Raw genomic sequence first — 25,858 nt, forward strand, 5'->3', positions numbered from 1 at the left:
GGTCGCGGGGCCGTATCCGTGTCACGCGGTCTCGAAGTCCGTGCACAGCCACTGCGTGCCGTGCCGTTCGAGGCGGATCGCCAGCACGTGGCTGCGCTCGCCGCAGCGCACCAGCACGCACGCCTCGACGGCGCCGTCACGCGGCTGGTTGACGTGGGGCAGCCCCACCATCGGCGGCCGTCTGGTGTGGATCATCCTCCCGGCGCGCACCAGCTCGGCGTACGCCCTCCCGGTGAGGCGGTCGGCGACGGTGCTCGGCGGGCGGCGGCCCGCCAGGATCTCGGCCATGGCCTGCCCGAGGCTCCGCAGCCCGCGCTCGTCGGGCGTCGAGCCCGCCGCCCCGCCCGCCCGGATGGCGTACGGCCCCCTCCTCGGCTCCCGGGGCTCCCGGGGCGGGTCGTAGGCGAGGGCGAGCGCCCCCTGCGTCGGCGGCGGCGCCACGGGCGGCGAGCCGGGGCCGCGCTCGTCGTCGTAGGGAGGGTCGGCCGGGGGCACGGCGCGCAGGCGGGGGAGGGTGACCGGTCGGGGGGAACGTCGGGGGAGGCTGGACATCGGGGCACTCCGGTGTCGTCGGCGAGTCTTGACGCACTAATGAGTTTCCGGCCTGGCCCGGTGATACGGCGGGCTCCAACTTCCTGCTCCGGCGGTCGGTTCGTACGGCTTGCGGGGTAAAGATCACCGCGAGTTGGATCGTCCGGAGCTCCGACGCGCGCGGTTTGCGGCACGCTCGCGCGGGACCGAGGGCCGTCCGAAACCGGCTCAGCGGGTGGCGGGCTCGCCTGCGTCCACGTCCGGCTCGGGCTCGCGCCCCGGGGTGAGGATGTTGAGCCGCTTGATCAGAAAGCTGAACACCACGTAGTACACCACCGCGTAGATCAGGCCGAGGAACATGATCTGCCAGAACTTGTCGGTGTTGGACTTGGTGGCGTTGAGCGTCGCGTCGATCGCGCCCGCGGAGAAGCTGAAGCCGAGGTGACCGTCCAGGGCGGCGACCAGGGCCATCGAGAGCCCGGTCAGCAGGGCGTGGATCACGAAGAGCAGCGGGGCGACGAAGACGAACGCGAACTCGATCGGCTCGGTGATCCCGGTGACGAAGGCCACCAGCGCCGCCGAGATCATGATGCCGCCGACCGCGGGACGGCGGTGCGGCGGTGCGGCGCGCCAGATGGCGATGGCGGCGGCGGGCAGGCCGAACATGATGACGGGGAAGAAGCCGGCCATGAACTCGCCGGATCCTGGGTTGCCCTGGAGGTAGCAGGTGAGGTCGCCCGCGAACTGCCTGCCCGCGACCGTGCAGTCGGGCACCTGGAACCACACGATGGAGTTCAGGAAGTGGTGCAGGCCGAAGGGGATGAGCAGCCGGTTGAACACGCCGTAGATCCCCGCGCCGGCCGTGGAGTGGTCCGCGAGCCAGCGGCCGAAGCTGGTCATCCACTCACCGACGGGCTGCCAGAGGAGCCCGAAGACCACGCCGAGCAGCAGCGCCACGAACGCCGTGACGATCGGCACGAACCTCCGGCCGCCGAAGAAGGCCAGCCACGTGGGCAGCTTGACGCGGTAGTAGCGCTGGTAGAGCAGGGCAGCTGTGATCCCGATCACGATGCCGCCGAGCACGCCGGTCGGGTTGCCCGCCGCCAGGTTGATCACCTCCGTGGGCCTGCCGTCCGCCCCGACGACCGTCTGGGCGACCCTCTTGTGCACGGCGAACCCGGAGGAGGCGTCGAAGAACAGCAGCTTGGACACCCGGTCGAAGACCAGGTAGCCGATCAGCGCGGCGAGCGCCGTGGACCCGTCGGAGCGGCGGGCGAATCCCACGGCGACCCCGATGGCGAACAGGATGGGGAGGTTGTCGAAGAGCACTTCACCCGCGCCCCCGACCACCTCGGCGATCTTGTCGAGGGCCGCGTTCTGGGTCCGTCCGAGGAGGTCGTCCTGGCTCAGCCGCAGCAGCAGCCCCGCCGCGGGCAGGGCGGCGATCGGCAGCATCAGCGAGCGGCCGATGCGGGACATGATCGCCATCAGGACGGAGGCGGATGAGGGGGCTGCGGGCGGGCCCGCGTCGGCCGAGGCGGAGCTCATCGGCTTTCCTCCAGGAATGGGATGGGAGGCTCAGCTGCGCCGGGTCGGGATCTCCAGCACCGTCCGGAGCTGGTACCGGTCGGCGCGGTAGGTCGAGACCCCGAACTCGACGCAGACGCCGCCCGAGAACGACCGTCGCTGGAGCAGCAGCACGGCACCGCCCCGGGGCAGCTTGAGCAGATCGGCGTCGCCCGGATCGGCGATTCCGCCGTCGATGGTCAGCTCTCCCGCGTCCAGCACCACCCCGTGGCGCGTCTCCAGGAGCGCGTAGAGCGACCGGCCCGACAGGTCGAACGTCTCCAGGTCCGGCGCGAAGGACACCGGGATGTGGGCCCTTTCGATGCACAGCGGTTCCCCGTCCGCCGTGCGCAGCCGCTCGATGAAGTGCACGGCCTCGCCCGGCTGGATGCCGAGCTCCCGCGCGAGGTGGGCACTGGCACGGACCACCCGCCGGTCCAGGTCGCGGGAGCCCGGTTCCATGCCGCGGGCCCGCATGTCGTCGCTGAAGGAGGTGAGCCGCAGCGCCATCTCGATCTTCGGGCGGGCCACGAACGTGCCCTTGCCCGCGACACGGTGCAGCCGCCCCTCCGAGACCAGGTGGTCCACCGCCTGGCGTACGGTCATCCTTGACAGGCCGAAACGCTGGCAGAGCTCCCGCTCGGAGGGGATCGCCGCCCCGATGGACAGTTCGTTGTTCTCGATGAGGTCGAGGAGGATCTCGCGAAGCTGGAAGTACTTCGGCACGGGGCTGTCGGGGTCGATCTGGGCCACTGATCCTCTCCCCTCTCGATCTCAGTGCGGGTATAAGTTAGGGTTTGTGGTGGTCTAGTCCGGACTAGACCACACGCTAGAAATGAGTGTCAACGTACGGACCGGCGACGGATCGATAACGGCCCGATCTCGCCCTCCGCAGCTGAAGGACGGGCACGGATGACGACGAAGATGCGCAGCGAGATCGCCGAGCAGCCGGCCGCGCTGCGGGCCACCCTCGATGCCCTGCTCCCGCGGATCGACGAGGTGAAGAGGCTCGCCGGGCAGACCCGGCAGCTCGTCTTCATCGCCCGGGGCACCTCCGACAACGCCGCGGTCTACGGCCGCTACCTGATCGAGGCGCACGCGGGCAGGCTCTCCTCGCTCGCGGCCCCCTCCATCGCCACCACCTACAAGCGCAAGCTCGACCTCACCGGCGTGCTCGCCGTCGCGCTCTCGCAGTCGGGCAGGACCGAGGAGATCGTCGAGACCCTCGCCTGGGCCAAGGACTGCGGCGCGAGCACGGTCGCGATCACCAACGGCGGCGAGGAGTCGCCGCTCGCCCAGACTGCCCACCTCGCCCTGTGCACCCAGGCGGGCGAGGAGAAGGCCGTTCCGGCCACCAAGACCTACACCACCCAGCTCGCGGCCCTGGCCGTGCTGGCGCTCGGGCTCGGCGCGGACGTGGACGCCGACGACCTCAACCGCGTGCCCGACGCCGTCGAGCAGCTGATCGCGGACCCGGGCGACCTGGACGCGGTCGTCGAGGGGCTGGCCCAGGTGTCCGGCGTGGTCGTTTCCGGCCGTGGCATGGCCTTCTCGACCGCGCTGGAGACCGCGCTCAAGCTCAAGGAGGCGTGCTACCTGCACGCCATGGGCCTCTCGTACGCCGACCTGCTGCACGGGCCGATCGCGGTCGTGGACGAGAGAACCCCCGCGCTGCTCGTGGCGGCCGACGAGGGGCCGACGCTGTCGGGCACCATCGCGCTCGCACGGCGGGTGACCGGTGCCGGGGCGTCCGCCTTCGGCGTGGGCGGCGGCCCCGAGCTGGCGGCGGCCTCCACGGCGGCGCTCAACGGCCCGGCGCTGCCCGAGTGGGTGGCGCCGATGGGCCTCATCGTGCCCGGGCAGATGCTCACCGAGGCCCTCGCCCGCAGGCGCGGCATCGACCCCGACTCGCCTCGCGGCCTCAACAAGGTGACGCAGACCGAATAACCTCATTACCTTTACCTCGGGCGTAATGAGGAGGACGGAAATGGCGGCAGACGCGAACGCGATCATCGCCGGGCTCGGTGGCGCCGGCAACATCATCGAGATCGAGCCGTGCATCACCCGCCTCCGCACCGAGGTCCGCGACGCGTCCAAGGTCGACCACGCCGCGCTGAGGGCCGCGGGCGCCCACGGCGTCATGGCCGCGGGCAACGTCGTCCAGGTCGTGGTGGGCCCCGACGCCGACACGATCGCCTCTGACATCGACGACATCATCGCTTGATCCCCGCGCCGGGACGCCAAGGTGGGAGGCCTGTGACCACTGTTCTCGCCCCGGTGGCGGGGTCCGTCGTGGGGCTGGCCGCGGTGCCCGATCCGGTCTTCGCCGAAGGCCTGGTGGGGCCCGGCACGGCGATCGACCCGGCCAGGGAGCCCGGCAAGGTGCTGGCGCCCATCGACGGCAGGATCCTCAAGCTCCACCCGCACGCGTACGTGATCGTGGGCGAGGACGGCAGGGGGGTCCTGGTCCACCTCGGCATCGACACCGTGCAGCTCAGGGGCGAGGGGTTCAGGCTCCTGGCCGGCGAGGGCGAGCGGGTGCGGGCCGGGCAGCCCGTCGTGGCGTGGAACCCCGCGGCGATCGAGGCCGGTGGGAGATCCCCGGTCTGCCCGGTGGTCGCCCTCGACGCCCGGCCGGGTACTGTGAGCGCGGTCGTCACGGCCGGGCCCGTACGTGCCGGGGACCGGCTCTTGCAGTGGGACTGAGTCCCAGGGCCGGCGCGATCGAGAGGCAGGGGGAACGGCGGGTGGGAGCGAAGGCCGCGTTATTCGACCTCGACGGCACGCTGGTCGACAGCGAGCGGCGCAGCCTCGTGCTGTGGAGCACCCTGCTGGTCAACCACGGCATCGACCACGACGAGCACCTGCTCAGGGAGTTCATGGGACGCCGCGGGCCCGACGTGCTGGCCGAGAAGGCCCTGCTGTTCCCGGGCAGGCGAGTCGAGGATCTCATGGCCGAGCTGAGGTCCTACTACGACCAGCCGGGGCTCCCCGCGGTCAGCCCGGTCCCGGGCGCGGCCGAGCTGGTCCGGCGCATCGACGGCCACGGCCTTCCGGTGGCGCTCGTCACCTCGGCGCGGCGGTGGTGGGCGCGGAGCTGCCTCGAACTGCTCGGCATCGACGACGTGGTCCAGACCATCGTCTCCGGCGAGGACGTCGCCGTCGGAAAGCCCGATCCCGCGGGGTTCCTCGCCGGAGCGCGGGCACTCGGGGTGCGGCCGGGGGAGTGCGTGGCCTTCGAGGATTCGCTCGCGGGGATCGCCGCGGCCAAGGCCGCGGGTATGACTTGTGTCGGGGTGGCGACAACCCACCACGTAAGCGAACTGTCCGCTGCTGATCTGGTCGTATCCGATCTAACCGGTGTTGACTGGCCGATATCGCTGTAAGGCGTCTCCTTGGAATAACGCGCTAGTCGTACTGATTTGAACGGGTGGTCTGGACCGCCCCGGCCAGTTGAGGAGGAACCGTGCCCGAGCGCAAGGTCATCGTGGAGTCCCAGGTCGGCCTGCACGCGCGCCCAGCCGCGACGTTCGTGCAGACCGCCGCCAAGGCGCCCATCGACGTCACCGTCGCCAAGCCCGGCGGAGCGCCGGTCAGCGCGAAGAGCATCCTTTCCATCCTGGCGCTCGACGTGAAAAACGGGGAGGCGATCGTCATCCACGCCGAGGGTGAGGGCGCCGACCAGCTGCTGGACGAGCTGGCCGCGATCGTGTCGGCCCCGTGAGAGCCCCCTCAGCCGGGTCGCGATGGAAAGGCTGACGGGAGCCGGGGTGAGCCCCGGCGCCGGGTACGGGCCTGCGTACCTTCTGGGGGGCACCGTCCCAGAACCACCCGCGGGATCGCGGCACGGCGGCGATCCCGTGGGCGAGACGGCGCGGGCCGAGGCCGCCGTGGAGCGGGTCGCCGCCGAGCTGGCGGCCCGTGGCGAGGCGGCGGGCGGCGACGCGCGGGACGTGCTGGCGGCGCAGGCGCTGATCGCGCGCGACCCCACCCTGTCCGCCGAGGTCGCCGAGCTCATCGACGCGGGTACGGCCGCCGAGCGGGCCGTCTACGAAGCTTTCGGTAGATATCACGACATGCTGGCGGAGATCGGGGGATACCTTGGCCAGCGGGTCGCCGACCTGGACGACATCCGCGACCGCGTGATCGCCGAGCTGACGGGCATGCCCATGCCCGGGCTCCCCGAGAAGGGCGAGCGCCCGTACGTGCTGGTCGCCCGCGACCTCGCGCCCGCCGACACGGTGGTGCTGTCCAAGGAGGTCGTCGCGGCCTTCGTCACCGAGCAGGGCGGCCCCACCAGCCACACCGCCATCCTGGCCCGCGCCATGGGCGTGCCGGCCGTCGTCGCCTGCCCGGGGGCCACGTCGATCGTGAACGACACCTACGTGCTCGTCGATGGCACCACGGGCATGGTCGGGCTGCTGCCCTCCGAGGAGGAGGTCGCGGCGACGATGGAGGCGGCGGACGCCCGCGCGACCATGCTGTCCTCGGCCAAGGGGCCGGGTGCGACCGCGGACGGGCACCCCGTGGCCCTGCTGGCCAACGTCGGAGGGCCGCGTGACCTCGCGGCGGCGCTGGAGTACGGCGCCGAGGGCGTGGGGCTCTACCGCACGGAGTTCCTCTTCTTCGACCGCGAGGTGGCCCCCTCGGACGAGGAGCAGGAGGCCGCGTACCGTGAGGTCCTCGCGGCCTTCCCCGGCGGCCAGGTCGTGGTGCGCGTGCTCGACGCGGGCGCGGACAAGCCGCTGGGCTTCCTGCCGCCCACCGGAGACGAGCCCAACCCCGCCCTGGGCGAGCGCGGGCTGCGAATTCTGCGGATATTTCCGGACGTGATGGTGAGCCAGCTCCAGGCGCTCGCCCGGGCCGCCAAGGGCACCTCGGCCGAGCTTCACGTCATGGCCCCCATGGTGGCGAGCGCCGAGGAGGCCACCTGGTTCGCGGGCGCCTGCCGGGCGGCCGGCCTCCCGTCGGCCGGGATCATGATCGAGATCCCCGCCGCCGCGCTCAGGGCCGCCGACCTCGCTCCGTCCGTGGACTTCTTCTCCGTCGGCACCAACGACCTCGCGCAGTACGTCTTCGCGGCCGACAGGGAGGTGGGGGCGCTGACCGTCTACCAGGACCCCTGGCAGCCCGTCATGCTCGACCTCGTCGCGATCGCCGCCTCGGCGGGCGTCCCGTGCGGGGTCTGCGGGGAGGCGGGCTCCGATCCCGCGCTCGCGTGCGTGCTGGTCGGCCTCGGCGTGACCTCGCTGTCGATGGGCGCTCCCGCGCTCCCGTGGGTGCGTGCCACGCTGGCGCGCCACACCCTCGCCCAGTGCCGGGCCGCGGCCGCCGCCGCGCGAGCCACGACCACCGCCGAGGCCGCCCGCGCCGCCGCCCGCGCACACCTGCCCGGCCTCGCCGACCTGTCACTCTGAGCCTCAGGGACAGGTCACCCTGAGCCTGCGGCCCGGGGCTCCGGGGGCCTCGGGTCGCGGAACGGCGGGTCGGCCAGGCGATGGCGCCGATACGGTTGACACCATGGGTGGACCTCTGCGCGCGGCGGCGTTTCTGGTGATCGTGACGATGGCCGCGGGGTGCGCGGGGGCGCCTTCCGACGCGGCGCAGGGCCCTCCGGTCACGAACGCGCCGTCCAGGCACACCCCCTCCGTGATCACATCTCCCCGGGCGAGCGCGACCCCCGGCCCGTCCGTCCGGGCGACGCTCGCCGCGATGAGCCTGGAGGACAAGGTCGGGCAGCTCTTCATGCCGGTCGTGTACGGCTCGCGCCCCGACGGGGCCCATGGCGACAACCAGGCGAGGTTCGGCGCGGCCACCCCCGCGGCCGTGGTCCGCAAATACCGTCCGGGCGGCGTCATCCTGTTCCCCTGGGCGGGCAACGTCGAGAGCGCGGGCCAGCTCGTCAAGCTGACGGGCGGCCTGCAGAAGGCCTCCGGGATCCCGCTGATCATCGGGGCCGACCAGGAGAACGGCCTGGTCTCGCGGCTCAGCCCGCTGGTGACCGACGTGCCGGGGAGCATGGCCATCGGTGCCACGCGCGACCCAGACGACGCCCGTACGGCCGCGCGGGTGACCGGCGAGGAGCTGCGCGCGCTCGGCATCAACCTCGACTTCGCGCCGGTCGCCGACGTCAACGTCAACCCCGCCAACCCGGTGATCGGCGCCCGCTCGTACGGGTCCGATCCCGCACGGGTGGCGGCCATGGTCGGGGCCGCCGTCGACGGGTTCCACGAGGCGGGGGTGGGCAGCGCGGCCAAGCACTTCCCCGGGCACGGCGACACGAAGGTCGACAGCCACAGCGGCCTGCCCGTGATCCGCCACTCGCGCTCGCAGTGGGAGAAGGTCGACGCGCCGCCGTTCAGGGCGGCGGCCGAGCACGGGGTCGACATCGTGATGTCCGCCCATGTCGTGATGCCGAAGCTCGACCCGTCCGGCGACCCCGCGACCCTCTCCAAGCCGATCCTCACGGGGCTGCTCCGCGAGAAGCTCGGCTATGACGGCGTGGTGACCACCGACGCCCTCGACATGAAGGGGGTGCGGGAGAAGTACGGCGACGCCGAGGTGGCCGTGCGGGCGATCCTCGCGGGCGTCGACCTGCTGCTGATGCCGCCGGACTTCCCGAAGGCCTATGGCGCGGTGCTCGCCGCGGTCAAGTCCGGGCGCATCTCGCGCGAGCGGCTCGACCAGTCGGTCACGCGCCTGCTGGCGCTGAAGGCCGCCAGGGGGATCCTCAAGGGCTCCGTGGCGGACGCCGCCGAGGCGGCCGAGGTACTGCGCTCGAGAGAGCACCGCAAGGCCGCCCAGGGCATCGCCGACCGTTCCGTGACGCCGGTGAAGGGGGCGGGCGGCCTGCCCGTGAAGGGCGACGTGCTGGTCACGGGCCCGGCCGGCAAGCGTCTGGCGGGCATGCTCCACGGCGCGTCGGCGGTGGGCACCGGGGACACCCCGACCGCCTCCGAGATCGCGAGGGCCCGGTCCGCCGCCGCGGGCGCCGACACCGTGGTCGTCACCACGAAGGACGCCGGCCCCGCACAGACGCGGCTCCTGTCCGCGATGACGGGCACCGGGAAGAGGGTGGTCGTGGTCTCGATGGGGGCTCCGTACGAGCTGGCGCGGCTGCGGGGCTACGACACGGCCCTGGCCGTCTACTCCGACGGCGAGGCGTCGCTCAAGGCCGCCGCCAAGGCCCTGAGCGGGTCTCTCAAGCCCAAGGGGGTCCTTCCGGTGGGGCTGGGCACCCGGTAGGAAACCGGCTCGGCTTACTCTGAAAGGCCGAGCCGGACATAGGGAGCAGACGTGGTTAAGGGTGTGCTTATCGACTGGGGTGGCGTGCTCACCACCAGCCTGCAGGAGGCCATCACGGAATGGCTCGTCGCCGACGCCATCGACGACGCGCACTACCGCGACCTGATGCGCGAGCTCATACGCCATGCCTACGAAGGGGGCGCCGACGGGGAGAGCCCGATCCACGCCCTGGAGCGCGGCGAGATCGACGCGAGGGAGTTCGAGCTCGACCTGGCGGCGAAGCTCGTGACGCTAGACGGCGTGCCGCCGGTCGCCGAGGGGCTGCTGGCGCGGATGTTCGCCGGGTTCCGGCCGGTGCCGACGATGTACGAGATGCTGCGCGCCGCCCGCACGGCGGGCCTGTCCACCTGCCTGGTCTCCAACTCCTGGGGCGACCACTACCTGCGGGAGGGCTGGGACGACTACTTCGACCAGGTCGTCATCTCGGGCGAGGTCGGCATGCGCAAGCCCGAGCCGCGCATCTTCCACCACGCCCTGGGTCTTGTGGGGCTGCGCCCGGAGGAGTGCGTCTTCATCGACGACATCGAGGCGAACATCGAGGCCGCCCGCGCGCTCGGCATCGTCGGCCTGCACCACCGCGACGCCGACGCGACCATAGCGGCGGTGGAGGCCCTGTGCAGCCTTGCGCTGCGCCCCGGGGTGTGACGCGCTTCGCGGGCCGGCTTCCGTGATCCTGTACGGGCGGTGACGCGGCGCCTGGCACACTCATGGAGTCGATCGGGCGCCGCTCTGGCCCCGATATCCCGAAATATCGTGATTGAGGAACGAACGCATGCGCGTCTACCTGCCGTGCACCCTTCCCGCGCTGGCCCGTGTGGTCGCCACGGGGGAGGTCGGCCCGGCCCCGCTGACCGGCTACGCGGTGACCCCCGCGCTGGTCGAGTGGTACGTCTCCGGTGACACCGAGGAGCTCGAGTACGTCGCCCTGACGGACGCCGCCAAGGCGTCCCTGCGGATGCTGGCGGCCGACCGTGCCGACGGGGTGGAGGTCCCCGCGCGGCGCGTGGTGATCGCCGCCGAGGTGCCGGACGACCAGGTCAAGGCCGGCACGGACCTGGAGGACCGCTCCCGGGTGCGGATCCCGGCCGCGGTGCCCATGAAGAAGATCGCCGCGGTCCACGTGGACGACCCGCAGGCCGTGCCCGACGTGGAGACGGCGGTCGCGGCCGTGTTCGCCGCCGACGACGGCGACGAGGACGCGCGGTTCGACGTCGACGGCGCCGAGGCCCACGAGCTGCTGTGGTACGCCACCCAGGAGATCCCCGACCTGCTCCCCTGACCGGCCGGGCCGCCACCCCTGAAATGCCGGTGCCTGATCCGGAGGGTTCGTTTATCCTGGATCACGATATGAAGCACATCATCTGGGACTGGAACGGCACGCTCTTTCACGACATCGAAGCCGTGGTGGGAGCCACGAACGAGGTCTTCAAGCCCTACGGCGTGGCCGCGTTCGACAACGACGGCTTCCGGGCCGCCTACACCCGCCCGATCTGGGTGGCCTACGAGCGCATTCTCGGCCGGCCCCTGCACGAGGGAGAGTGGGAGGTGCTCGACCAGGCCTTCCACGACCACTACCACCGGCTGATGCTCTCGTGCGCCCTCGCCGAGGAGGCGCTCGACTGCCTCCGCACCTGGGCCGGCTCCGGGCGCACCCAGTCGCTGCTGTCCATGTGGGCGCACGACCGGCTGGTGCGCAAGGCCTCCGAGCTCGGCATCGACGGCTACTTCGCCCGCATCGACGGCCTGAGCAACGGCGCGCCGGGCGGAGGCAAGGCCGAGCACATGGTGGTCCACATCGAGTCGCTCGACGTGAAGCCGTCCGAGATCCTCGTGATCGGCGACAGCATCGACGACGCCCACGCGGCCGAGCATGTGGGCGCTCACGCGGTCCTCTACACCGGGGGCATGACCAGCCGCGCCGACCTCGCGGCCTCCGGCTTCCCCGTCGTCGACTCCCTGTCCAAGGCGTTCGACCACGCCAAGTGACCGGTCGTCCGGGGAGCGGCCGGCCGGGGCATTCCGCTCGTAGGGTGACGAGTTGGGCATCGGTCGGCCTCTGGGGTGCGCGATCGTCGTAATCTGAGCGCACCCCTTACGCGTTCGGAGGCCCCCCATTAACCGTCTCGTGCTGTGGAACGTCGACCTCACCCTGGTCGACGTGGCGATCGTCACCCGTGACGCCTATGCCGACGCGTTCCGGCGGGTCACCGGGCGACCGCTGGTGAAGCTGGCGCCCGCTATGGGCCGTCCGGACTCCGAGATCATCTTCGAGACGCTCGCCATCAACGGCATCGTGACCGGTGACGACCACCTTCCCCGCTTCATCGACGCCCTCGCCGGCGCGTTCGCCGCCCGCCGCAAGCGCCTCGACAAGGACGGGCGCGTCATGTCCGGCGCGAAGGACGCGCTCAAGGCCGTGGCGAGGCTCGACGGGGTGGTCCAGTCGGTGCTCACCGGCACCATCAAGAGCAACGCCGTCCTCAAGCTGAAGGCCTTCGGCCTGGAGAAGTACGTCGACTTCGAGGTCGGCGGGTACGGCGAGGAGGTCTACCCCAAGGCGACCCTCCTCCAGGTCGCCCAGGGCAGGGTCAAGCAGATGTACGGCTACGCCTGCGACGGGTCCAACACGGTGCTGATCGGCGACTCGGCCAGGGACGTGCAGGCCGCCCGCATCGCCGGGGCGGCGATGATCGCCGTGGCGTCGGGCCGCTCCACCACGGCCGAGCTGCGGGAGGCGGGCGCGGACATCGTCCTTCAGGATCTGACCAACGCCTCCGAGGTGGTCGCCGCCGTCGCCCAGCTCACCAGCCCCCTCGACCGGAAGGCCGGCTGAGGCCACCATCCTGGGACGGGGAGGCGACATCTCTGCCGGGGCCGCGTTGAGCGAACGACGTGCGGCGCGAACAGAATGCCTGATCCAAGTGTTGAAACAATGTCGACGCTTGACGCCCCGGACCGGCGCCGTGGGCGCATCCGGCTAGTCTCGCACACGTCGAAATCCCTAGCCGAAGGACCTCGATGCCCTCCTCGACGGCGCACGTCGCCACCACCCGCCCCGAGCGCTACATCAAGCAGCTGATCTCGCACATGGGCCACAAGGCCACCACGGAACTCTCGGACGACGGCCGGGGGGTGATCACCCTCAGCCGAGGGCAGTGCGTGCTCGTTCCATCGGGTCGCGGTCTGGACCTGATCGCCACGGCCGGAGACGCCGAGGCCCTGGCCGGGGTGCAGGACGTCATCACGCGTCACCTGCTGCGTTTCGCCACCCAGGAGGAGCTCGCCGTCGACTGGACGGCTCCCGTGACGGCGGAGTCCATGCAGATCATCGACCCCGTCGTCAGCGACTACCTGCTCACGCACTGCACGCCGGCCGACGAGGTGCTCCGCGAACTGGCCGTGAAGACCCGCGAGGCCACCGGCGACGCGGCCGGGATGCAGGTCTCCCACGACGAGGGCACGCTCCTGACGATGCTGGTCCGGATGGTCGGCGCGCGGCGTGCCGTCGAGGTGGGGGTGTTCACCGGCTACTCGTCGCTCTGCATCGCCCGGGGCCTGCCCGAGGACGGTCGTCTTCTCGCCTGCGACGTCAGCGACGAGTGGACCTCCCTCGGCAGGCCGTACTGGGAGCGTGCGGGCGTGGCCGATCGCATCGACCTGAAGATCGGCCCGGCGATCGAGACGCTGCGAGCGCTTCCCGCGGAGCCGTCCATCGATTTCGCCTTCATCGACGCGGACAAGGTCAACTACCCGGCCTACTACGAGGAGATCGTGCGGCGGCTGCGCCCTGGCGGCCTGGTCGTCCTGGACAACGTGTTCCTCGGAGGCCGCGTCGTCGATCCCGCCTACCAGGAGGAGCACCACCTGGCGATGCGCGGCCTCAACGATCTCATCGCCGGCGACGACCGGGTCGAGTCCGTGATGCTGCCGGTGCGGGACGGCATCACCCTCGCACGCAGGCGCTGACCCCCACCTCGCGCCCTGACGCTCGCTCCCCGCACAGACGGGGTACCAGGCCGGTGGGCGGTGATGTGTGGGCGGGCGGGATGGCGGTGGGGCGGGGGTTTCGGCAGGATAGGGCCATGGTTGAGGAAGGTGCGCTGCTCTGGGAGCCGTCCCCCGAGGTGATCCGTGATGCGAAGATCACCCGGTTCGCCGCGTGGCTGGGGCGTTCCGAGCGCGATTACGAGGATCTGTGGCGATGGTCGGTCGAGGCTCCCGAGGAGTTCTGGACGTCGGTCTGGGACTATTTCCCGGTCGTCGGCGATCGTGGTGACGGGCCCGTCATCAGTGGGACGATGCCGGCCGCGAAATGGTTCGAGGGAGCGACCCTGAACTACGCGGCCAACGCGCTGCGCGGAGACCCCGGCCGTCTCGCCGTGATCTCGCGCGACGAGGCCGGCGCCCGGCGCTCCTTCACATACGGGGAGCTGGCGGAGGAGGTCGCCCGGGTCCGGGCGGGCCTGGTGCGGCTCGGGGTCACCCGGGGAGACCGCGTCGCCGCGTATCTTCCCAACGCGCCTGAGGCGCTGATCTGCTTCCTCGCCACCGCGAGCCTCGGCGCCATCTGGTCGTCCTGCTCGCCCGACTTCGGTGCCTCCAGCGTGGTGGACAGGTTCACGCAGATCACCCCCAAGGTGCTGATCGCGGTCGACGCCTACAGCTACAACGGCCGTTCCTTCGACCGCTCGGCGGTCGTGGCCGACATCGCCGCCAAGCTCCCGAGCCTGGTCGCGACCGTGGTGGTCGGCACGGACTCCTGGGACGAGCTGCGGGCCGAGCAGGCGCCGCCCGCCTTCGAGCCGGTGCCGTTCGACCACCCGCTCTGGATCGTGTACTCCTCCGGCACCACGGGGCTGCCCAAGCCGATCGTCCACGGCCACGGCGGCATCGTGCTGGAGCACCTGAAGGCGCTGAGCTTCCATCAGGATCTCGGCGAAGGCGACGTGTTCTTCTGGTACACGACGACCGGCTGGATGATGTGGAACTACCTCGCGGGCGGCCTGCTCGTCGGCGCCACCGTGGTCCTCTACGACGGCAGCGCCACGCATCCCGGGCCCGACGCGCTCTGGCGGCTGGCGGCAGAGGAGGGCGTCACCTACTTCGGCACCGGCGCGCCGTACATCATCGCCTCCATGCGGGCCGAGCTGAGCCCGTCCGGCCTGGAGAGGCTCAGGGGGGTCGGCTCCACGGGCTCTCCGCTGCCGCCCGAGGGGTTCGGCTGGCTGTACGACGTGCTGCCCGGCGTCCAGCTCGGATCGTTCTCCGGCGGCACGGACGTGTGCACGGGGTTCGTGGGAGCGGTGCCGGTGCTGCCGGTCAGGGCGGGCGTGATTCCCTGCCGCTGCCTCGGCGCGTCCGTGGAGTCGTACGACCCGGAGGGCGACTCCGTGGTCGGCGAGGTCGGCGAGCTGGTGGTGACCCGGCCCATGCCGTCGATGCCCGTCATGTTCTGGAACGACCCCGACGGCACGCGCTACCAGGAGAGCTACTTCGCCGACTATCCGGGGGTCTGGCGGCACGGCGACTGGATCAAGATCATGCCCGACGGCTCCTGCGTGATCTACGGCAGGTCCGACTCCACGCTGAACCGCGGCGGGGTGCGCATGGGGACCAGCGAGTTCTACCGCGTCGTCGAGCGGTTCCCCGAGATCGAGGACAGCCTGGTGATCGACACCGGCCAGCTCGGGCAGGAGGGCCGGCTGCTGCTGTACGTGACGATGGCCGATGGAGCGGCGTTGACCGACGGGCTGGTCACGGAGCTGAAGAACGCCCTGAGGAGCGAACTTTCCCCGCGTCACGTGCCGAACGAGATCATCGAGGTGCCGGGCATCCCGCGCACGCTGAGCGGCAAGAAGCTGGAGGTGCCGGTGCGCAAGATCCTGCTCGGCACACCGGTGGAGCAGGCCGCCAACACCGGCGCCATGGCCAACCCGGAGGTCCTGCGGCACTTCGTCCCGTAAGCCGGGCGGCGCTGGACGGGCCGGACCCGGATGCCGGGCCGTCGAGAGATCACTTCGGGGCCGCCGGGGGGTCGGCGGCCGGGGTGTGCGTCCGGGCCGCCGGGCGGATCGGCGGCCCCCGGCCGGGGGCCGTGGAGCGGTGGCTACTGGGTCGCCTGCTCCTCGGCCTTGGAACCGCACGCGAAGCCCTTGGGCTGGTCGGGGTCGATTTCGAGCTCGCCGAGGTTGGTGTGGTCGGCGGCGCGGCGGATGGTGATCATCTTGTCGCAGTCGTAGAAGACGTAGATGCCGCCGTCGGCCTCACCGAGGAGCATCATCCGGCGGCCGTCGTAGAGCGGCTTGTCGTCGCCGTTCTTCACGACGGCCCACTGGTTCTGGAAGCCCACGGCGTCCAGCAGCAGGCTCGTCTTGCCGGTGGTGTAGGCGTCCACCGCCGCGGTCGTCATCTGGAGGATGAGCAGGAAGCCGAGGCCGAGCCCGGTCATGGCTCCGACGAGCAGCTTCATCCCGGCGCGGCCGACCGGCTTGCGGCGCATCAGCCGGAAGGGCACCAGGAACGCAACTACGCCGAGGCCCACCGCGATGGTGACCATGACGGCGAGGTCGAGGTCGGCGAAGAGGTTGAAGAAGCCCCAGTAGGTGGCGCCGCACCACAGCGCGGCGATCACCGCGATCACCCACGGCCGTTCCCGGACGGCCCGCACCAGCCGGGCGAGCAGCCCCAAAGTGATCTTATTGACCAGCCAGCCCAGCCCGACGATCACGCCCAGAGCGGGCAGTACCACGAGCAGCAGCAGGACCAGCGCGCTGGAGAGCCGGCCGAACAGGACGGCCTGGTCGATGCCGGCCTGCTGAGGGCTGATGCCGAAGACGTTGTAGATCTGCTCGACACCGATGTAGAGCATCGCGTAGAGGGCGACGCCGATCGGCAGAACCACTGAGGCGATGCGCTCGATCAGGTCGATGACGGTGACGCGATCCTTCTCGGCGGGAGCGGCCTCGGGGGCGGCAGCCGCGCCGTTTGTGCTGCTAGAGCTATGTTCTACGGGTATCTGCTGATTGATCACGGCGTATGAGAGTAGTGGGATGAACTACGGATAGTTGACTTTTCAATGTTTTTCGCATGTCGCGTATCCGTCAGGTCGCGAAGACCCGGGCGTCGTCGGCGAACGCCTTGAACTCCATGGCGTACAAGACCCCGGTCACCGCGCGGACGCGGTCAGATCGCCTGGGGGAAGCGGAAGAGGCGCCCGGGGTCGTAGGCGGCCTTGACCTTGGCGAGGCGGCCGGCGTTGGCGCCGTAGTAGGCCTGACGCCAGGCGGGTAGGGCCGGGTCGATGTAGTTGACGTAGGCGTGGTCGCCGAAGTGCGGCGCCATGGCGGCGTGCGCGCCGCGCAGCCAGGTGGCCGCGCCCGCCATGTGCGCGTAGTACTGCACGCTGAACAGCGCCGTGCGGTGCGGGAAGGCGGTCGCGCCCGGTCGCACGCGCCCGACCGCGCCGCCGAGCGCGTCGAGGAGGACGGCGTGCCGTCCCGGGCGGGCCGTCTGCTCCACCAGGGCGCCGATGCCCGAGGCGGACAGGGGCCGGTAGGCCATGTGCGACTTGGCGCTGAACGCGTCGCGCGGGAAGCGCCCGTCGGCCGTCTGCCCCGGCAGGCTCCCTGGCCGGTGGCACTGGGACACCGTGCGGGTGGAGCAGCCCGCCTCGATCATCATGGCGTTGCGGTAGGAGGTCTGGGTGACGTAGCGGGTGGAGGGCTGGGCGCCGATCTTGGCGATCAGCGGTTCGAGCCGCCGCTCGCAGTCCGCGCGCGAGCCGAGGTAGAGGCCGCCGATCTGCAGGTCGAGCGCGGGGTCCTGGGTGAGGTGCAGGTTGGACCACATGGCGTCCGGCTCATGGGGCGCCCACGCCTGCCAGGCGGCGACGGCCTTGCGGGCGCGTGACCAAGGCCAGTGCAGGAAGAACAGCGTGACGTCGCGCGTGGCGTGCGTGCGGAAGGTGAACGACACGGCGACGCCGAAGTTGCCGCCACCGCCGCCGCGCGAGGCCCAGTACAGCTCGGGCTCATGGTCGGCGTCACAGGTCAGCACCCGGCCGTCGGCGGTGACGATCTGGAGCGACTCCAGCGCGTCGCAGGTCAGGCCGTACTTCCTGGCCACGACGCCGATGCCCCCGCCCAGTGTCAGCCCCGCGATGCCCACCGTCGGGCAGGAGCCGCCCGGTATGCTCACTCCATGCGAGGCCAGCCGGTCGTACACGTCGACCAGTTGCGCGCCCGCGCCCACGACCGCGCGCCCCGATGTGGCCCGCACGCCGTTCATGCGCGAGACGTCCACGACGAGTCCCGTGCCGGACGACCAGCCCGCGTAGCTGTGACCGCCCGACCGGGAGGTCACCGGCACGCGGAGCCGCCTGGCGAAGGCCAGGCACTCTGCCACGTCCGACGGGTTCGCGCAGTACGCCACGGCGGCGGGCCGTATGCCGTCGAACGACGGGTTGTACAGGCGGCGGGCCGCGTCGTACGCGGCGTCCCCGGGGCGGATCAGCCGCCCGGCCAGGCCCCTGCCCAGGGACGTCCAGTCCGACGGCGAGGGGCCGGTACGAGCCGTCATGCCCGCGGCTGTGCCCACCAGTGTGCCCGTCGCGGTGCGCGCTGCGGCCCCGGTGTCGACGCATCCTCCGGCCACGACCGTGGCGGCTATGGCGGACCCGCGGAGGAAGCTCCGGCGGTCGAGCGCGGGGCGCATGGTCACTCATCCCCCAAGGGCGGGTCATCGGTCGCGAAAGGTCGCGCTCGTTGAGTGAGACGTCCGTAAGAGTGGCTTGGTTTATCACAGATCGGTCACGGTGCACGTGGCGGGGCAGGAGGCTTGTCCGATCAGGGAATTGCGCACGATTCCGGACAAGTTGACGTATCACGTGTGATGGGCTGATATCGGGTACGGCCAGAGAGGATCCGGTCAACGGAGACCGGGGTCCAGGTCGTAACCATCTGGAACAAAGGCGAACCCTCACAAAGGAGTGAGAGCGACATGCCGCTCGACGAGGCAAAGGACCGGCTGCTGCGGTCCGCTGCTGAACTGTGTGCAGAGACCCCCGGAAGCGATCATCTGGACGGTGAGAGCATCCTGGCGTTTCTCCGGCTCTACTACCGGCATGTCGCGCCAGAGGACGTGATCGACCGCGACCCCGTGGAGCTGTACGGGCCCGCCATGGCGCACCGGCGGCTGGCGGACTACCGCCCGCAGGGCCGGGCCCTGGTCCGCGCCTACACCCCGACGGTCGAGGAGGACGGCTTCGACCTCGGGAACTCCGTCGTCGAGGTGGTCACCGACGACATGTCCTTCCTCGTCGACTCGGTGACGATGGAACTCGACCGTCACGAGACGGGTGCCCGCCTGATCGTGCACCCGCAGATGAAGGTCCGCCGCGACATGACGGGCCGCATGCTCGGCCAGGAGCAGGCCGACCTCACCGGCCAGGTGCTGGTCGAGTCGTGGATGCACATCGAGATCGACCGGCAGTCCGACCCCGGAGTGCTGGCGGAGCTGGAGAAGGACCTCCAGCGGGTCCTGCAGGACGTGCGGTCCTCCGTCGAGGACTACCCGAAGATGCGGGCCCTGGCCCTCCAGATCGCGACCGGCCTGGAGGCCGCGCCGCCGCCGCTGCCGCCCGGCGACCTGGAGGACAGCCTGGAGCTGCTCCGCTGGCTCGCGGACGAGCACTTCAACTTCCTCGGCTACCGCGAGTACCGCCTGGAGGTGGGCCCCGACGGCGACGGGCTGCGCGCCGTGCCCGGCACCGGCCTCGGCATCCTGCGGGCCGACAAGGCCGGCTCGGCGAGCTTCGCCGCGATGTCCCCCGAGCTCAGGGCCAAGGCCCGCGAGAAACAGCTGCTGGTCGTGACCAAGGCCAACAGCAGGGCGACCGTCCACCGGCCCGCCTACCTTGACTACATCGGCGTGAAGGTCTTCTCGCCCGAGGGCGAGGTGATCGGCGAGCGCCGCTTCCTCGGCCTGTTCTCGCACGTGGCCTACAGCGAGTCGATCTGGCACATCCCGGTGCTGCGGCACAGGCTCGAAGAGGTGCTCGACAAGGCGGGGCTCACCGCCGACAGCCATGACGGCAAGGACCTCATCGAGATCCTGGAGACCTACCCGCGCGCGGAGCTGTTCCAGGTGCCGGCCGACGATCTGGTGCCGATGGCGCTGGGCGTCCTGCGCCTGCGCGAGCGCAAGCGGGTCAAGCTCTTCCTGCGCCGCGACGACTACAACCGCTACATCTCGTGCCTGATCTACCTGCCGCGCGACCGGTACACCACCGACGTGCGCCTGCGGATGCAGGACATCCTGATCCAGGCGCTCGGCGGCACCACCCTCGACTACAGCACCATGATCGGCGAGTCGCCGCTGGCCCGCCTGCACGTGGTGATCCGCGGCGAGCGCGGCAAGCCGATGGGCGGCACCGACGTGAACCTCGCGGAGCTGGAGGCCCGCATCGCGGCCACCACCCGCTCCTGGAAGGAGGACCTCGCCGCGGCGATCGGCGAGTTCTCCCGGGAGGAGGAGGCCGCCTCGCTGACCCGCCGCTATGCCGCGGCGTTCCCCGAGGGGTACAAGGAGGACTTCACGCCCCGTACGGCCGTCGCCGACCTGTACCGCCTGGAACGGCTCACCGACACCCCCGGCCAGATCGGGATGGATCTGTACGAGCCGCGCGACCTGACCCAGGGGGAGCGGCGGTTCAAGATCTACCGCATCGGGTCCGCGATCTCGCTCTCCGAGATCCTGCCGCTGCTGTCGCGCATGGGCGTCGAGGTGGTGGACGAGCGGCCGTACCAGATCACCAGGAAGGGCGAGCGGCCCGCCTGGATCTACGACTTCGGCCTGCGCTGCGCCCCCTCCGAGGTGGTCGACCACGAGCAGTTCAAGCGGCTGTTCCAGGACGCCTTCGCGGCGCTCTGGCGGGGCGAGATCGAGAGCGACGGCTTCAACGGGCTCGTGCTCGGCGCCGGCCTCACCTGGGAGCAGACCCAGATCCTGCGGATGTACGCCAAGTACCTCCGCCAGGCGGGCATCGCCTTCAGCCAGCGCTACATCGAGAAGGTGCTCCTCGGCAACATCCGGCTGGCCAACCTGCTCGTACGGCTCTTCGAGGCGAGGCTGGACCCGCGCCGCACGGAGGACGCCAGGGAGGACCTCGGCGAGGCCCTGCACGAGGAGGTGCTCGCGGCCCTGGAGGAGGTCGCCTCGCTGGACGAGGACCGCATCCTGCGGGCCTACCTGGAGATGATCCTGGCCACGCTGCGCACCAACGCCTTCCAGCGGGTGGACGGCAGGCGCAAGCCGTACATCTCCATCAAGCTCGACTCCTCGGCGATCAGCGTGCTGCCGCTGCCCCGGCCCAAGTACGAGATCTTCGTGTACTCGCCCCGGGTGGAAGGCGTGCACCTTCGGTTCGGCAAGGTCGCGCGAGGCGGCCTGCGCTGGTCGGACCGCATGGAGGACTTCCGGACCGAGGTCCTCGGCCTGGTCAAGGCCCAGATGGTGAAAAATACGGTCATCGTGCCCACCGGTTCTAAGGGTGGATTTGTCGTGAAACGTCCGCCAGTGGGCGGCGGGCGCGACGAGCTCATGGCGGAAGGCGTGGCCTGCTACCGCCAGTTCATCTCCGGCCTGCTCGACATCACCGACAACCTGGTCGACAACAAGGTCGTCCCCCCGGCCGACGTCGTCCGCCACGACGGCGACGACACCTACCTCGTCGTCGCGGCCGACAAGGGCACGGCGACGTTCTCCGACATCGCCAACAGCCTGGCCAAGGACTACGGCTTCTGGCTCGGCGACGCCTTCGCCTCCGGCGGCTCGGTCGGCTACGACCACAAGGCCATGGGCATCACAGCCAGGGGCGCGTGGGAGTCGGTCGCCTACCACTTCCGCTCGATGGGGGTCGACGTCCAGACCACCGACTTCACGGTCGCGGGCGTCGGCGACATGTCGGGCGACGTCTTCGGCAACGGCATGCTGCTGTCCCAGCACATCAGGCTGGTCGCGGCCTTCGACCACCGGCACATCTTCGTGGACCCCCAGCCGGACGCCGCGCGCGGCTTCGCGGAGAGATCGCGCCTGTTCGCCCTGCCGCGCAGCTCCTGGGCCGACTACGACGCCAAGCTGATCTCCGCGGGCGGTGGCGTCTGGCCGCGCACGGCCAAGTCGGTGCCGGTCTCGCCGCAGATGCGCGCGGCGCTCGGCATCCGCGACGGAGTGTCGGCGCTCACCCCGAACGACCTGATCAACGCCATCCTCAAGGCCCCCGTCGACGTGCTCTGGAACGGCGGCATCGGCACCTACGTCAAGGCGGCCGCCGAGAGCAACGCCGACGTCGGCGACAAGGCCAACGACTCGCTGCGCGTCAACGCCGCCGACCTGCGGTGCAAGGTGGTCGGCGAGGGCGGCAACCTCGGCCTCACCCAGCTCGCCCGCATCGAGTTCGCGCTGAGCGGCGGGTACGTCAACACCGACTTCATCGACAACTCGGCCGGCGTGGACACCTCCGACCACGAGGTGAACATCAAGATCCTGCTCGACCGCTTGGTGCGGGACGGCCGGCTCGGCGACCAGCAGCGTGACGAGCTCTTCCTCGACATGACCGACGAGGTCGCGGGGCTGGTGCTCCAGGACAACCACGCGCAGAACGTCGTGCTGGCCGCCGCGCGGGCACAGGCCCCCGAGATGCTGCACATCCACGCCCGCTACCTGCGCAAGCTGGAGCGCGAGGGCCTGGTCAACCGCGAGCTGGAGGCGCTGCCGTCCGACAAGTCGCTGGCCGAGCGGCGCCAGGCCGGGCTCGGGCTCACCGCACCTGAGTTCTCGGTGCTGCTCGCGTACACCAAGCTGGTGGCCGACCACGAGGTGCTCGCCTCCGACCTGCCCGACGACCCGTACCTGGAGTCGTGGCTGGTGTCCTACTTCCCCTCGGCGCTGCGCGAGCGGTTCCGCGCGGCCATGGACGCCCACCCGCTGCGCCGCGAGATCATCACCACCCGCGTGGTGAACGATCTGGTCAACGCGAGCGGCACCTCGTTCCTGTTCCGCTTCGGCGAGGAGACCGGAGCCTCCACCCCGGACATCGCCAGGGCGTACCTGGTGTCCAGGGAGGTCTTCGAGCTGCCGGGTTTCCGGCGGGACGTCGAGGCGCTGGACAACAAGGTCGACACCGCGACGCAACTCGCCATGCTGCTGGAGGGCCGCAAGCTCGCCGAGCGCGGCGCGCGCTGGCTGCTCGGCAACCGCAGGCCCCCGCTCGACCTGGCCTCCACCGTGAGGTTCTTCGTCGAGGGCGCCGACGGGCTGCTGCCGCACCTGCCCAAGCTGCTCGCCGGCCCCGACCTCGCGGCCTTCGAGGAGCGCCGCGACGGTTTCCTGGCCAGGGGCGTGCCGGCCGAGCTGGCCGAGCGCGCGGCGGTGATGGTGCCGGCGTACTCGACGTTCGACCTCGTGGAGATCTCCTCGCGCACCGGCCGTCCTGTGCACGACGTCGCGGAGGTCTACTTCGACCTGGCCGAGCGCCTGCAGCTCGCCCGGCTGCGCGAGCGGGTCATCGCCCTGCCACGCGACAACCGGTGGAACTCCATGGCCAGGGCCGCGCTGCGCGACGACCTGTACGCCGCGCACGCCACGCTCACCGGGGACGTCCTTACGCACAGCGAGCCGGGGCTGTCGCCGGAGGAGCGCCTGGCCCGCTGGTCGGAGGCGAACTCCGCGGCCGTGGCGCGGGCCCGTCAGACGCTGTCGGAGATCTGGGAGAGCGACCACTTCGACCTGGCCACGCTCTCGGTCGCGCTGCGCGCGGTGCGCACCCTGGTCGCGACCAGCAACCTGCCCCACGCCGAGGGCTGACCGCTCACGCGTCGGGCGGCGTCACTTGTAGCTGACGCCGGTGGCGGCGCCGTCGAATCCGATGATCTTCGCGGGTTCGGCGGCGCCCCTGCGCGAGACGTGGCTGACGTACTGCTGCGTCTCGATCACGCGGAGCATGTTCGGGACGACGACGCTGCCGACGGCCCAGCGCACCTCCTTGGGGACGGGCACGAGGCCGTCGGCGTGCTTGATCTTGGCCTGCCGGAGCGTGGTGCGCGTCAGGGAGTACAGGATGACGGCGCCGCCGTCGGTGGTGCGCAGGGCGTAGATCGGGAAGGCGGTCGCGGCGAAGAGCGAGTCGTACAGGTATCCCCGCCACTTGGACTCGGGCTGGATCTTCTCCACCTCGGTGAAGTAGCCGGTGGTCTGCGGGCCGGCCGCGATCAGGTCGGCCGCGAACCCGCCGGGGCCCTCCTCGGCGATCGTCGCGTGCAGCGGCGCCATCAGGTGCGGGCTGATCGCGATCGAGTCGTCCCGGGTGGCGAGCGGGGTGGCGTACCCCTGGGAGTCCAGGCTGACGTCGGGGAGCTTCGTGCCGGGGTAGAGCAGGGAGACGAAGCTGAGCTGCCAGCGGGAGACCTCGTACTGCTTCATGAACACGAGCACTGCGGTGCGGTTCGCCCCGCTCGCGTCGCGGCGCTCGACGACCGCGGCGAACCAGTAGGGGAACCGGTCGAGCCGGGGGACCAGCACCCTCGGCGCGCCCCAGGTGTAGCGGGGCGGCTTCATGCCCGTCGACTGGAAGGCCGTCGCGGTGATCTGGTTCTGCGCGTCGCGCACCTGCTGCAGGGCGTAGAACTCGTCGCCCGACGCCCTGACCGCGTCGTCCGTCCGAAGGATCTTGCGCACCAGGTCGGCCGCCTCGGCGGGCGTGACCGCCTGGGAGTCCTCGGCCTGTGCCGAGGGGGAGGGCGCCGGGGTGGGAGTGGACGTGCCGGTGGCCGCCGAGGTGGCGGCGACCGGGCCGCGCCGGGTCTCGTGCCCGCCGGAGGCGCACGCGGAGGCCGTGACGGCGAACAGGAGGATCGCCAGGACGGCACGCATGGTCCCGTTCACGCTCGCCTCCAGATGAGTCCCCCGCAGACCGCCAATGCTAGCCACGCGCGAGGTGCCTCCGGTGTCGCGTACCCTTGGCAGATGTGGCAGCCATCGATCCCGCAGAAGAGATCAGCGAGCTTACCGGCACACTGAAGGGCATTCAGGATGTGCTGGACCTCGACGTCATGCGAAAGCAGATCGCCGAGTTGGAGGAGCAGGCTGCCGCGCCTGACCTGTGGAACGACCCGGAGCAGGCGCAGAAGGTCACCAGCAAGCTGTCCCACATGCAGGGCGAGCTCAACCGCGTCGAGAACCTCCTGCGCAGGCTCGACGACATCTCCGTGCTCTACGAGCTGGCCGAGGCCGAGGACGACGCCGAGACGCGCGAGGAGGCCGGGCGCGAGCTCGCCTCCCTCCGCACCGACGTCAACGCCCTGGAGGTGCGCACGCTGCTCTCCGGGCCGTACGACGCGCGCGAGGCGCTCATCACGATCAACTCCCAGGCCGGCGGCGTGGACGCCGCCGACTGGGCGCAGATGCTGCTCCGCATGTATCTCCGCTGGGCCGAGCGCAAGGGCCACTCCACGGAGGTGTACGACACCTCCTACGCCGAAGAGGCCGGCATCAAGTCCGCGACGTTCGTGGTCAAGGCGCCCTACGCCTACGGCACGCTGAGGGGGGAGCACGGCACCCACCGGCTCGTCCGCATCAGCCCGTTCGACAACCAGGGCCGCCGCCAGACCTCCTTCGCGGGCGTCGACGTGGTGCCGGTCGTCGAGCAGACCGACCACATCGACATCAACGAGGACGACCTGCGCATCGACGTCTACCGCTCGTCGGGTCCCGGCGGGCAGGGCGTCAACACCACCGACTCCGCGGTGCGCATCACCCACCTGCCCACCGGCATCGTGGTCTCCTGCCAGAACGAGCGCTCACAGCTCCAGAACCGCGCCTCCGCGATGACGGTGCTGCAGGCCAAGCTGCTGGAGCGCAAGCGGCAGGAGGAGGCCGAGAAGATGTCGGAGCTGCGCGGCGAGTCCACCACCTCATGGGGCACCCAGATACGCAACTACGTGCTCCACCCGTACCAGATCGTGAAGGACCTGCGCACCTCCGTCGAGGCGGGCAACCCCAGCGCGGTGCTCGACGGCGACCTGGACGAGTTCATCGAGGGCGAGATCCGCTGGACGCGCCGCATCGAGTCCGGGGCGGCGGGCTAGCCCCCGTACGGATCCCGGTGCTCCGGGATCCGTACCGGACGCCGGTCAGGCGCCGTACAGGTGCTTCAGCGCCAGCGTAGCGGCAAGCAGGACGAACAGGATTATCGCGATGAGCATGGGCGAAAGACCCCCCAGCCCATGGTGATGGAACCTGGCCCTGCTCGCCCGGCATGCGGGGCACCGGCCCTCCACGACTGGGCCGGCACACTGGGCGCAGATGAGATGTTCGCAGCTCACGGGATATCTCCCTCTCCACGGTGATCGCTTTACCAGCCTGTTAGCGAGTGTGGAATCGTTTTGTTTCCGTTATGGAC

At 70.8% G+C, this 25,858-nt stretch carries 21 protein-coding genes; 15 read left to right on the forward strand and 6 right to left on the reverse strand.

What is annotated here, in order from left to right; genetic code table 11:
- Positions 1-21: 21 nt before the first annotated feature.
- The 3 genes from ACOZ38_RS07075 to ACOZ38_RS07085 form a co-directional block, all read right to left on the reverse strand.
- Positions 22-552 carry an Rv3235 family protein gene (locus ACOZ38_RS07075; RefSeq protein ID WP_424529315.1) on the reverse strand — a complete coding sequence of 177 codons (531 nt, stop codon included), beginning with the start codon at positions 550-552 and terminating at the stop codon, positions 22-24.
- A 207-nt stretch (positions 553-759) separates the two neighbouring features.
- The gene (locus ACOZ38_RS07080; RefSeq protein WP_424529316.1) at positions 760-2,079 is read right to left on the reverse strand and encodes a PTS transporter subunit EIIC; all 1,320 of its coding nucleotides are present in this window, start codon (positions 2,077-2,079) and stop codon (positions 760-762) included.
- A gap of 30 nt (positions 2,080-2,109) precedes the next feature.
- Complete coding sequence (locus ACOZ38_RS07085) at positions 2,110-2,850, reverse strand: GntR family transcriptional regulator (protein ID WP_405144901.1); 741 nt, start codon at positions 2,848-2,850, stop codon at positions 2,110-2,112.
- A gap of 159 nt (positions 2,851-3,009) precedes the next feature.
- Between ACOZ38_RS07085 and ACOZ38_RS07090 the strand changes: the two genes are divergently transcribed.
- The 13 genes from ACOZ38_RS07090 (at position 3,010) to ACOZ38_RS07150 (ending at position 15,365) form a co-directional block, all read left to right on the forward strand.
- A complete protein-coding gene (locus tag ACOZ38_RS07090; RefSeq protein WP_405144902.1) occupies positions 3,010-4,044 on the forward strand; it encodes an SIS domain-containing protein in 1,035 nt (344 codons plus the stop codon).
- A 40-nt stretch (positions 4,045-4,084) separates the two neighbouring features.
- On the forward strand, positions 4,085-4,321 hold the full coding sequence (locus ACOZ38_RS07095; protein WP_405144903.1) for a glucose PTS transporter subunit EIIB: 237 nt from the start codon (positions 4,085-4,087) through the stop codon (positions 4,319-4,321).
- Between the two features lie 32 nt (positions 4,322-4,353).
- Positions 4,354-4,803 carry a PTS sugar transporter subunit IIA gene (locus ACOZ38_RS07100; protein WP_405144904.1) on the forward strand — a complete coding sequence of 150 codons (450 nt, stop codon included), beginning with the start codon at positions 4,354-4,356 and terminating at the stop codon, positions 4,801-4,803.
- 41 nt (positions 4,804-4,844) lie between these two features.
- The gene (locus ACOZ38_RS07105) at positions 4,845-5,483 is read left to right on the forward strand and encodes an HAD family hydrolase (protein WP_424529317.1); all 639 of its coding nucleotides are present in this window, start codon (positions 4,845-4,847) and stop codon (positions 5,481-5,483) included.
- 80 nt (positions 5,484-5,563) lie between these two features.
- Entirely contained in the window at positions 5,564-5,821 is a 258-nt protein-coding gene (locus ACOZ38_RS07110; protein ID WP_405144906.1) for an HPr family phosphocarrier protein, read from the forward strand.
- Between the two features lie 22 nt (positions 5,822-5,843).
- Entirely contained in the window at positions 5,844-7,514 is a 1,671-nt protein-coding gene (ptsP, locus tag ACOZ38_RS07115) for a phosphoenolpyruvate--protein phosphotransferase (RefSeq protein ID WP_424529318.1), read from the forward strand.
- A 103-nt stretch (positions 7,515-7,617) separates the two neighbouring features.
- Positions 7,618-9,342, forward strand: a complete 1,725-nt coding sequence (locus ACOZ38_RS07120; RefSeq protein ID WP_424529319.1) for a glycoside hydrolase family 3 protein — start codon at positions 7,618-7,620, stop codon at positions 9,340-9,342.
- 51 nt (positions 9,343-9,393) lie between these two features.
- Positions 9,394-10,047 carry an HAD family hydrolase gene (locus ACOZ38_RS07125; RefSeq protein ID WP_424529320.1) on the forward strand — a complete coding sequence of 218 codons (654 nt, stop codon included), beginning with the start codon at positions 9,394-9,396 and terminating at the stop codon, positions 10,045-10,047.
- A 127-nt stretch (positions 10,048-10,174) separates the two neighbouring features.
- Positions 10,175-10,681, forward strand: coding sequence for a DUF6912 family protein (locus ACOZ38_RS07130; RefSeq protein ID WP_424529321.1), 507 nt, complete (start codon positions 10,175-10,177; stop codon positions 10,679-10,681).
- A gap of 68 nt (positions 10,682-10,749) precedes the next feature.
- Entirely contained in the window at positions 10,750-11,388 is a 639-nt protein-coding gene (locus tag ACOZ38_RS07135; protein WP_424529322.1) for an HAD family hydrolase, read from the forward strand.
- Between the two features lie 139 nt (positions 11,389-11,527).
- The gene (locus ACOZ38_RS07140; protein ID WP_424529323.1) at positions 11,528-12,235 is read left to right on the forward strand and encodes an HAD family hydrolase; all 708 of its coding nucleotides are present in this window, start codon (positions 11,528-11,530) and stop codon (positions 12,233-12,235) included.
- A gap of 185 nt (positions 12,236-12,420) precedes the next feature.
- Positions 12,421-13,368, forward strand: coding sequence for a DUF2218 domain-containing protein (locus ACOZ38_RS07145; RefSeq protein ID WP_424529324.1), 948 nt, complete (start codon positions 12,421-12,423; stop codon positions 13,366-13,368).
- Between the two features lie 116 nt (positions 13,369-13,484).
- Positions 13,485-15,365 (forward strand): acetoacetate--CoA ligase, encoded by a 1,881-nt coding sequence (locus ACOZ38_RS07150; protein WP_424529325.1) that lies wholly within the window; start codon positions 13,485-13,487, stop codon positions 15,363-15,365.
- 143 nt (positions 15,366-15,508) lie between these two features.
- Here ACOZ38_RS07150 and ACOZ38_RS07155 read toward each other — a convergent pair whose 3' ends face one another.
- Together ACOZ38_RS07155 and ACOZ38_RS07160 are read right to left on the reverse strand one after the other, a co-directional pair.
- The gene (locus ACOZ38_RS07155; RefSeq protein ID WP_424529326.1) at positions 15,509-16,432 is read right to left on the reverse strand and encodes a hypothetical protein; all 924 of its coding nucleotides are present in this window, start codon (positions 16,430-16,432) and stop codon (positions 15,509-15,511) included.
- A 152-nt stretch (positions 16,433-16,584) separates the two neighbouring features.
- The gene (locus ACOZ38_RS07160) at positions 16,585-18,114 is read right to left on the reverse strand and encodes an FAD-binding oxidoreductase (protein WP_424536967.1); all 1,530 of its coding nucleotides are present in this window, start codon (positions 18,112-18,114) and stop codon (positions 16,585-16,587) included.
- A 285-nt stretch (positions 18,115-18,399) separates the two neighbouring features.
- On the opposite strand from ACOZ38_RS07160, the gene ACOZ38_RS07165 reads away from it, so the two are divergent.
- Complete coding sequence (locus tag ACOZ38_RS07165) at positions 18,400-23,265, forward strand: NAD-glutamate dehydrogenase (protein ID WP_424529327.1); 4,866 nt, start codon at positions 18,400-18,402, stop codon at positions 23,263-23,265.
- A gap of 21 nt (positions 23,266-23,286) precedes the next feature.
- On the opposite strand, the gene ACOZ38_RS07170 is transcribed toward ACOZ38_RS07165, so the two are convergent.
- Complete coding sequence (locus tag ACOZ38_RS07170) at positions 23,287-24,342, reverse strand: hypothetical protein (RefSeq protein WP_424529328.1); 1,056 nt, start codon at positions 24,340-24,342, stop codon at positions 23,287-23,289.
- A gap of 83 nt (positions 24,343-24,425) precedes the next feature.
- Between ACOZ38_RS07170 and prfB the strand changes: the two genes are divergently transcribed.
- Positions 24,426-25,544 (forward strand): peptide chain release factor 2, encoded by a 1,119-nt coding sequence (gene prfB, locus ACOZ38_RS07175; RefSeq protein ID WP_405144919.1) that lies wholly within the window; start codon positions 24,426-24,428, stop codon positions 25,542-25,544.
- Positions 25,545-25,858: the final 314 nt, after the last annotated feature.

Source organism: Sphaerisporangium viridialbum (assembly GCF_049674955.1).
In the GTDB taxonomy this organism is placed as follows: Bacteria; Actinomycetota; Actinomycetes; order Streptosporangiales; family Streptosporangiaceae; genus Sphaerisporangium; species Sphaerisporangium viridialbum.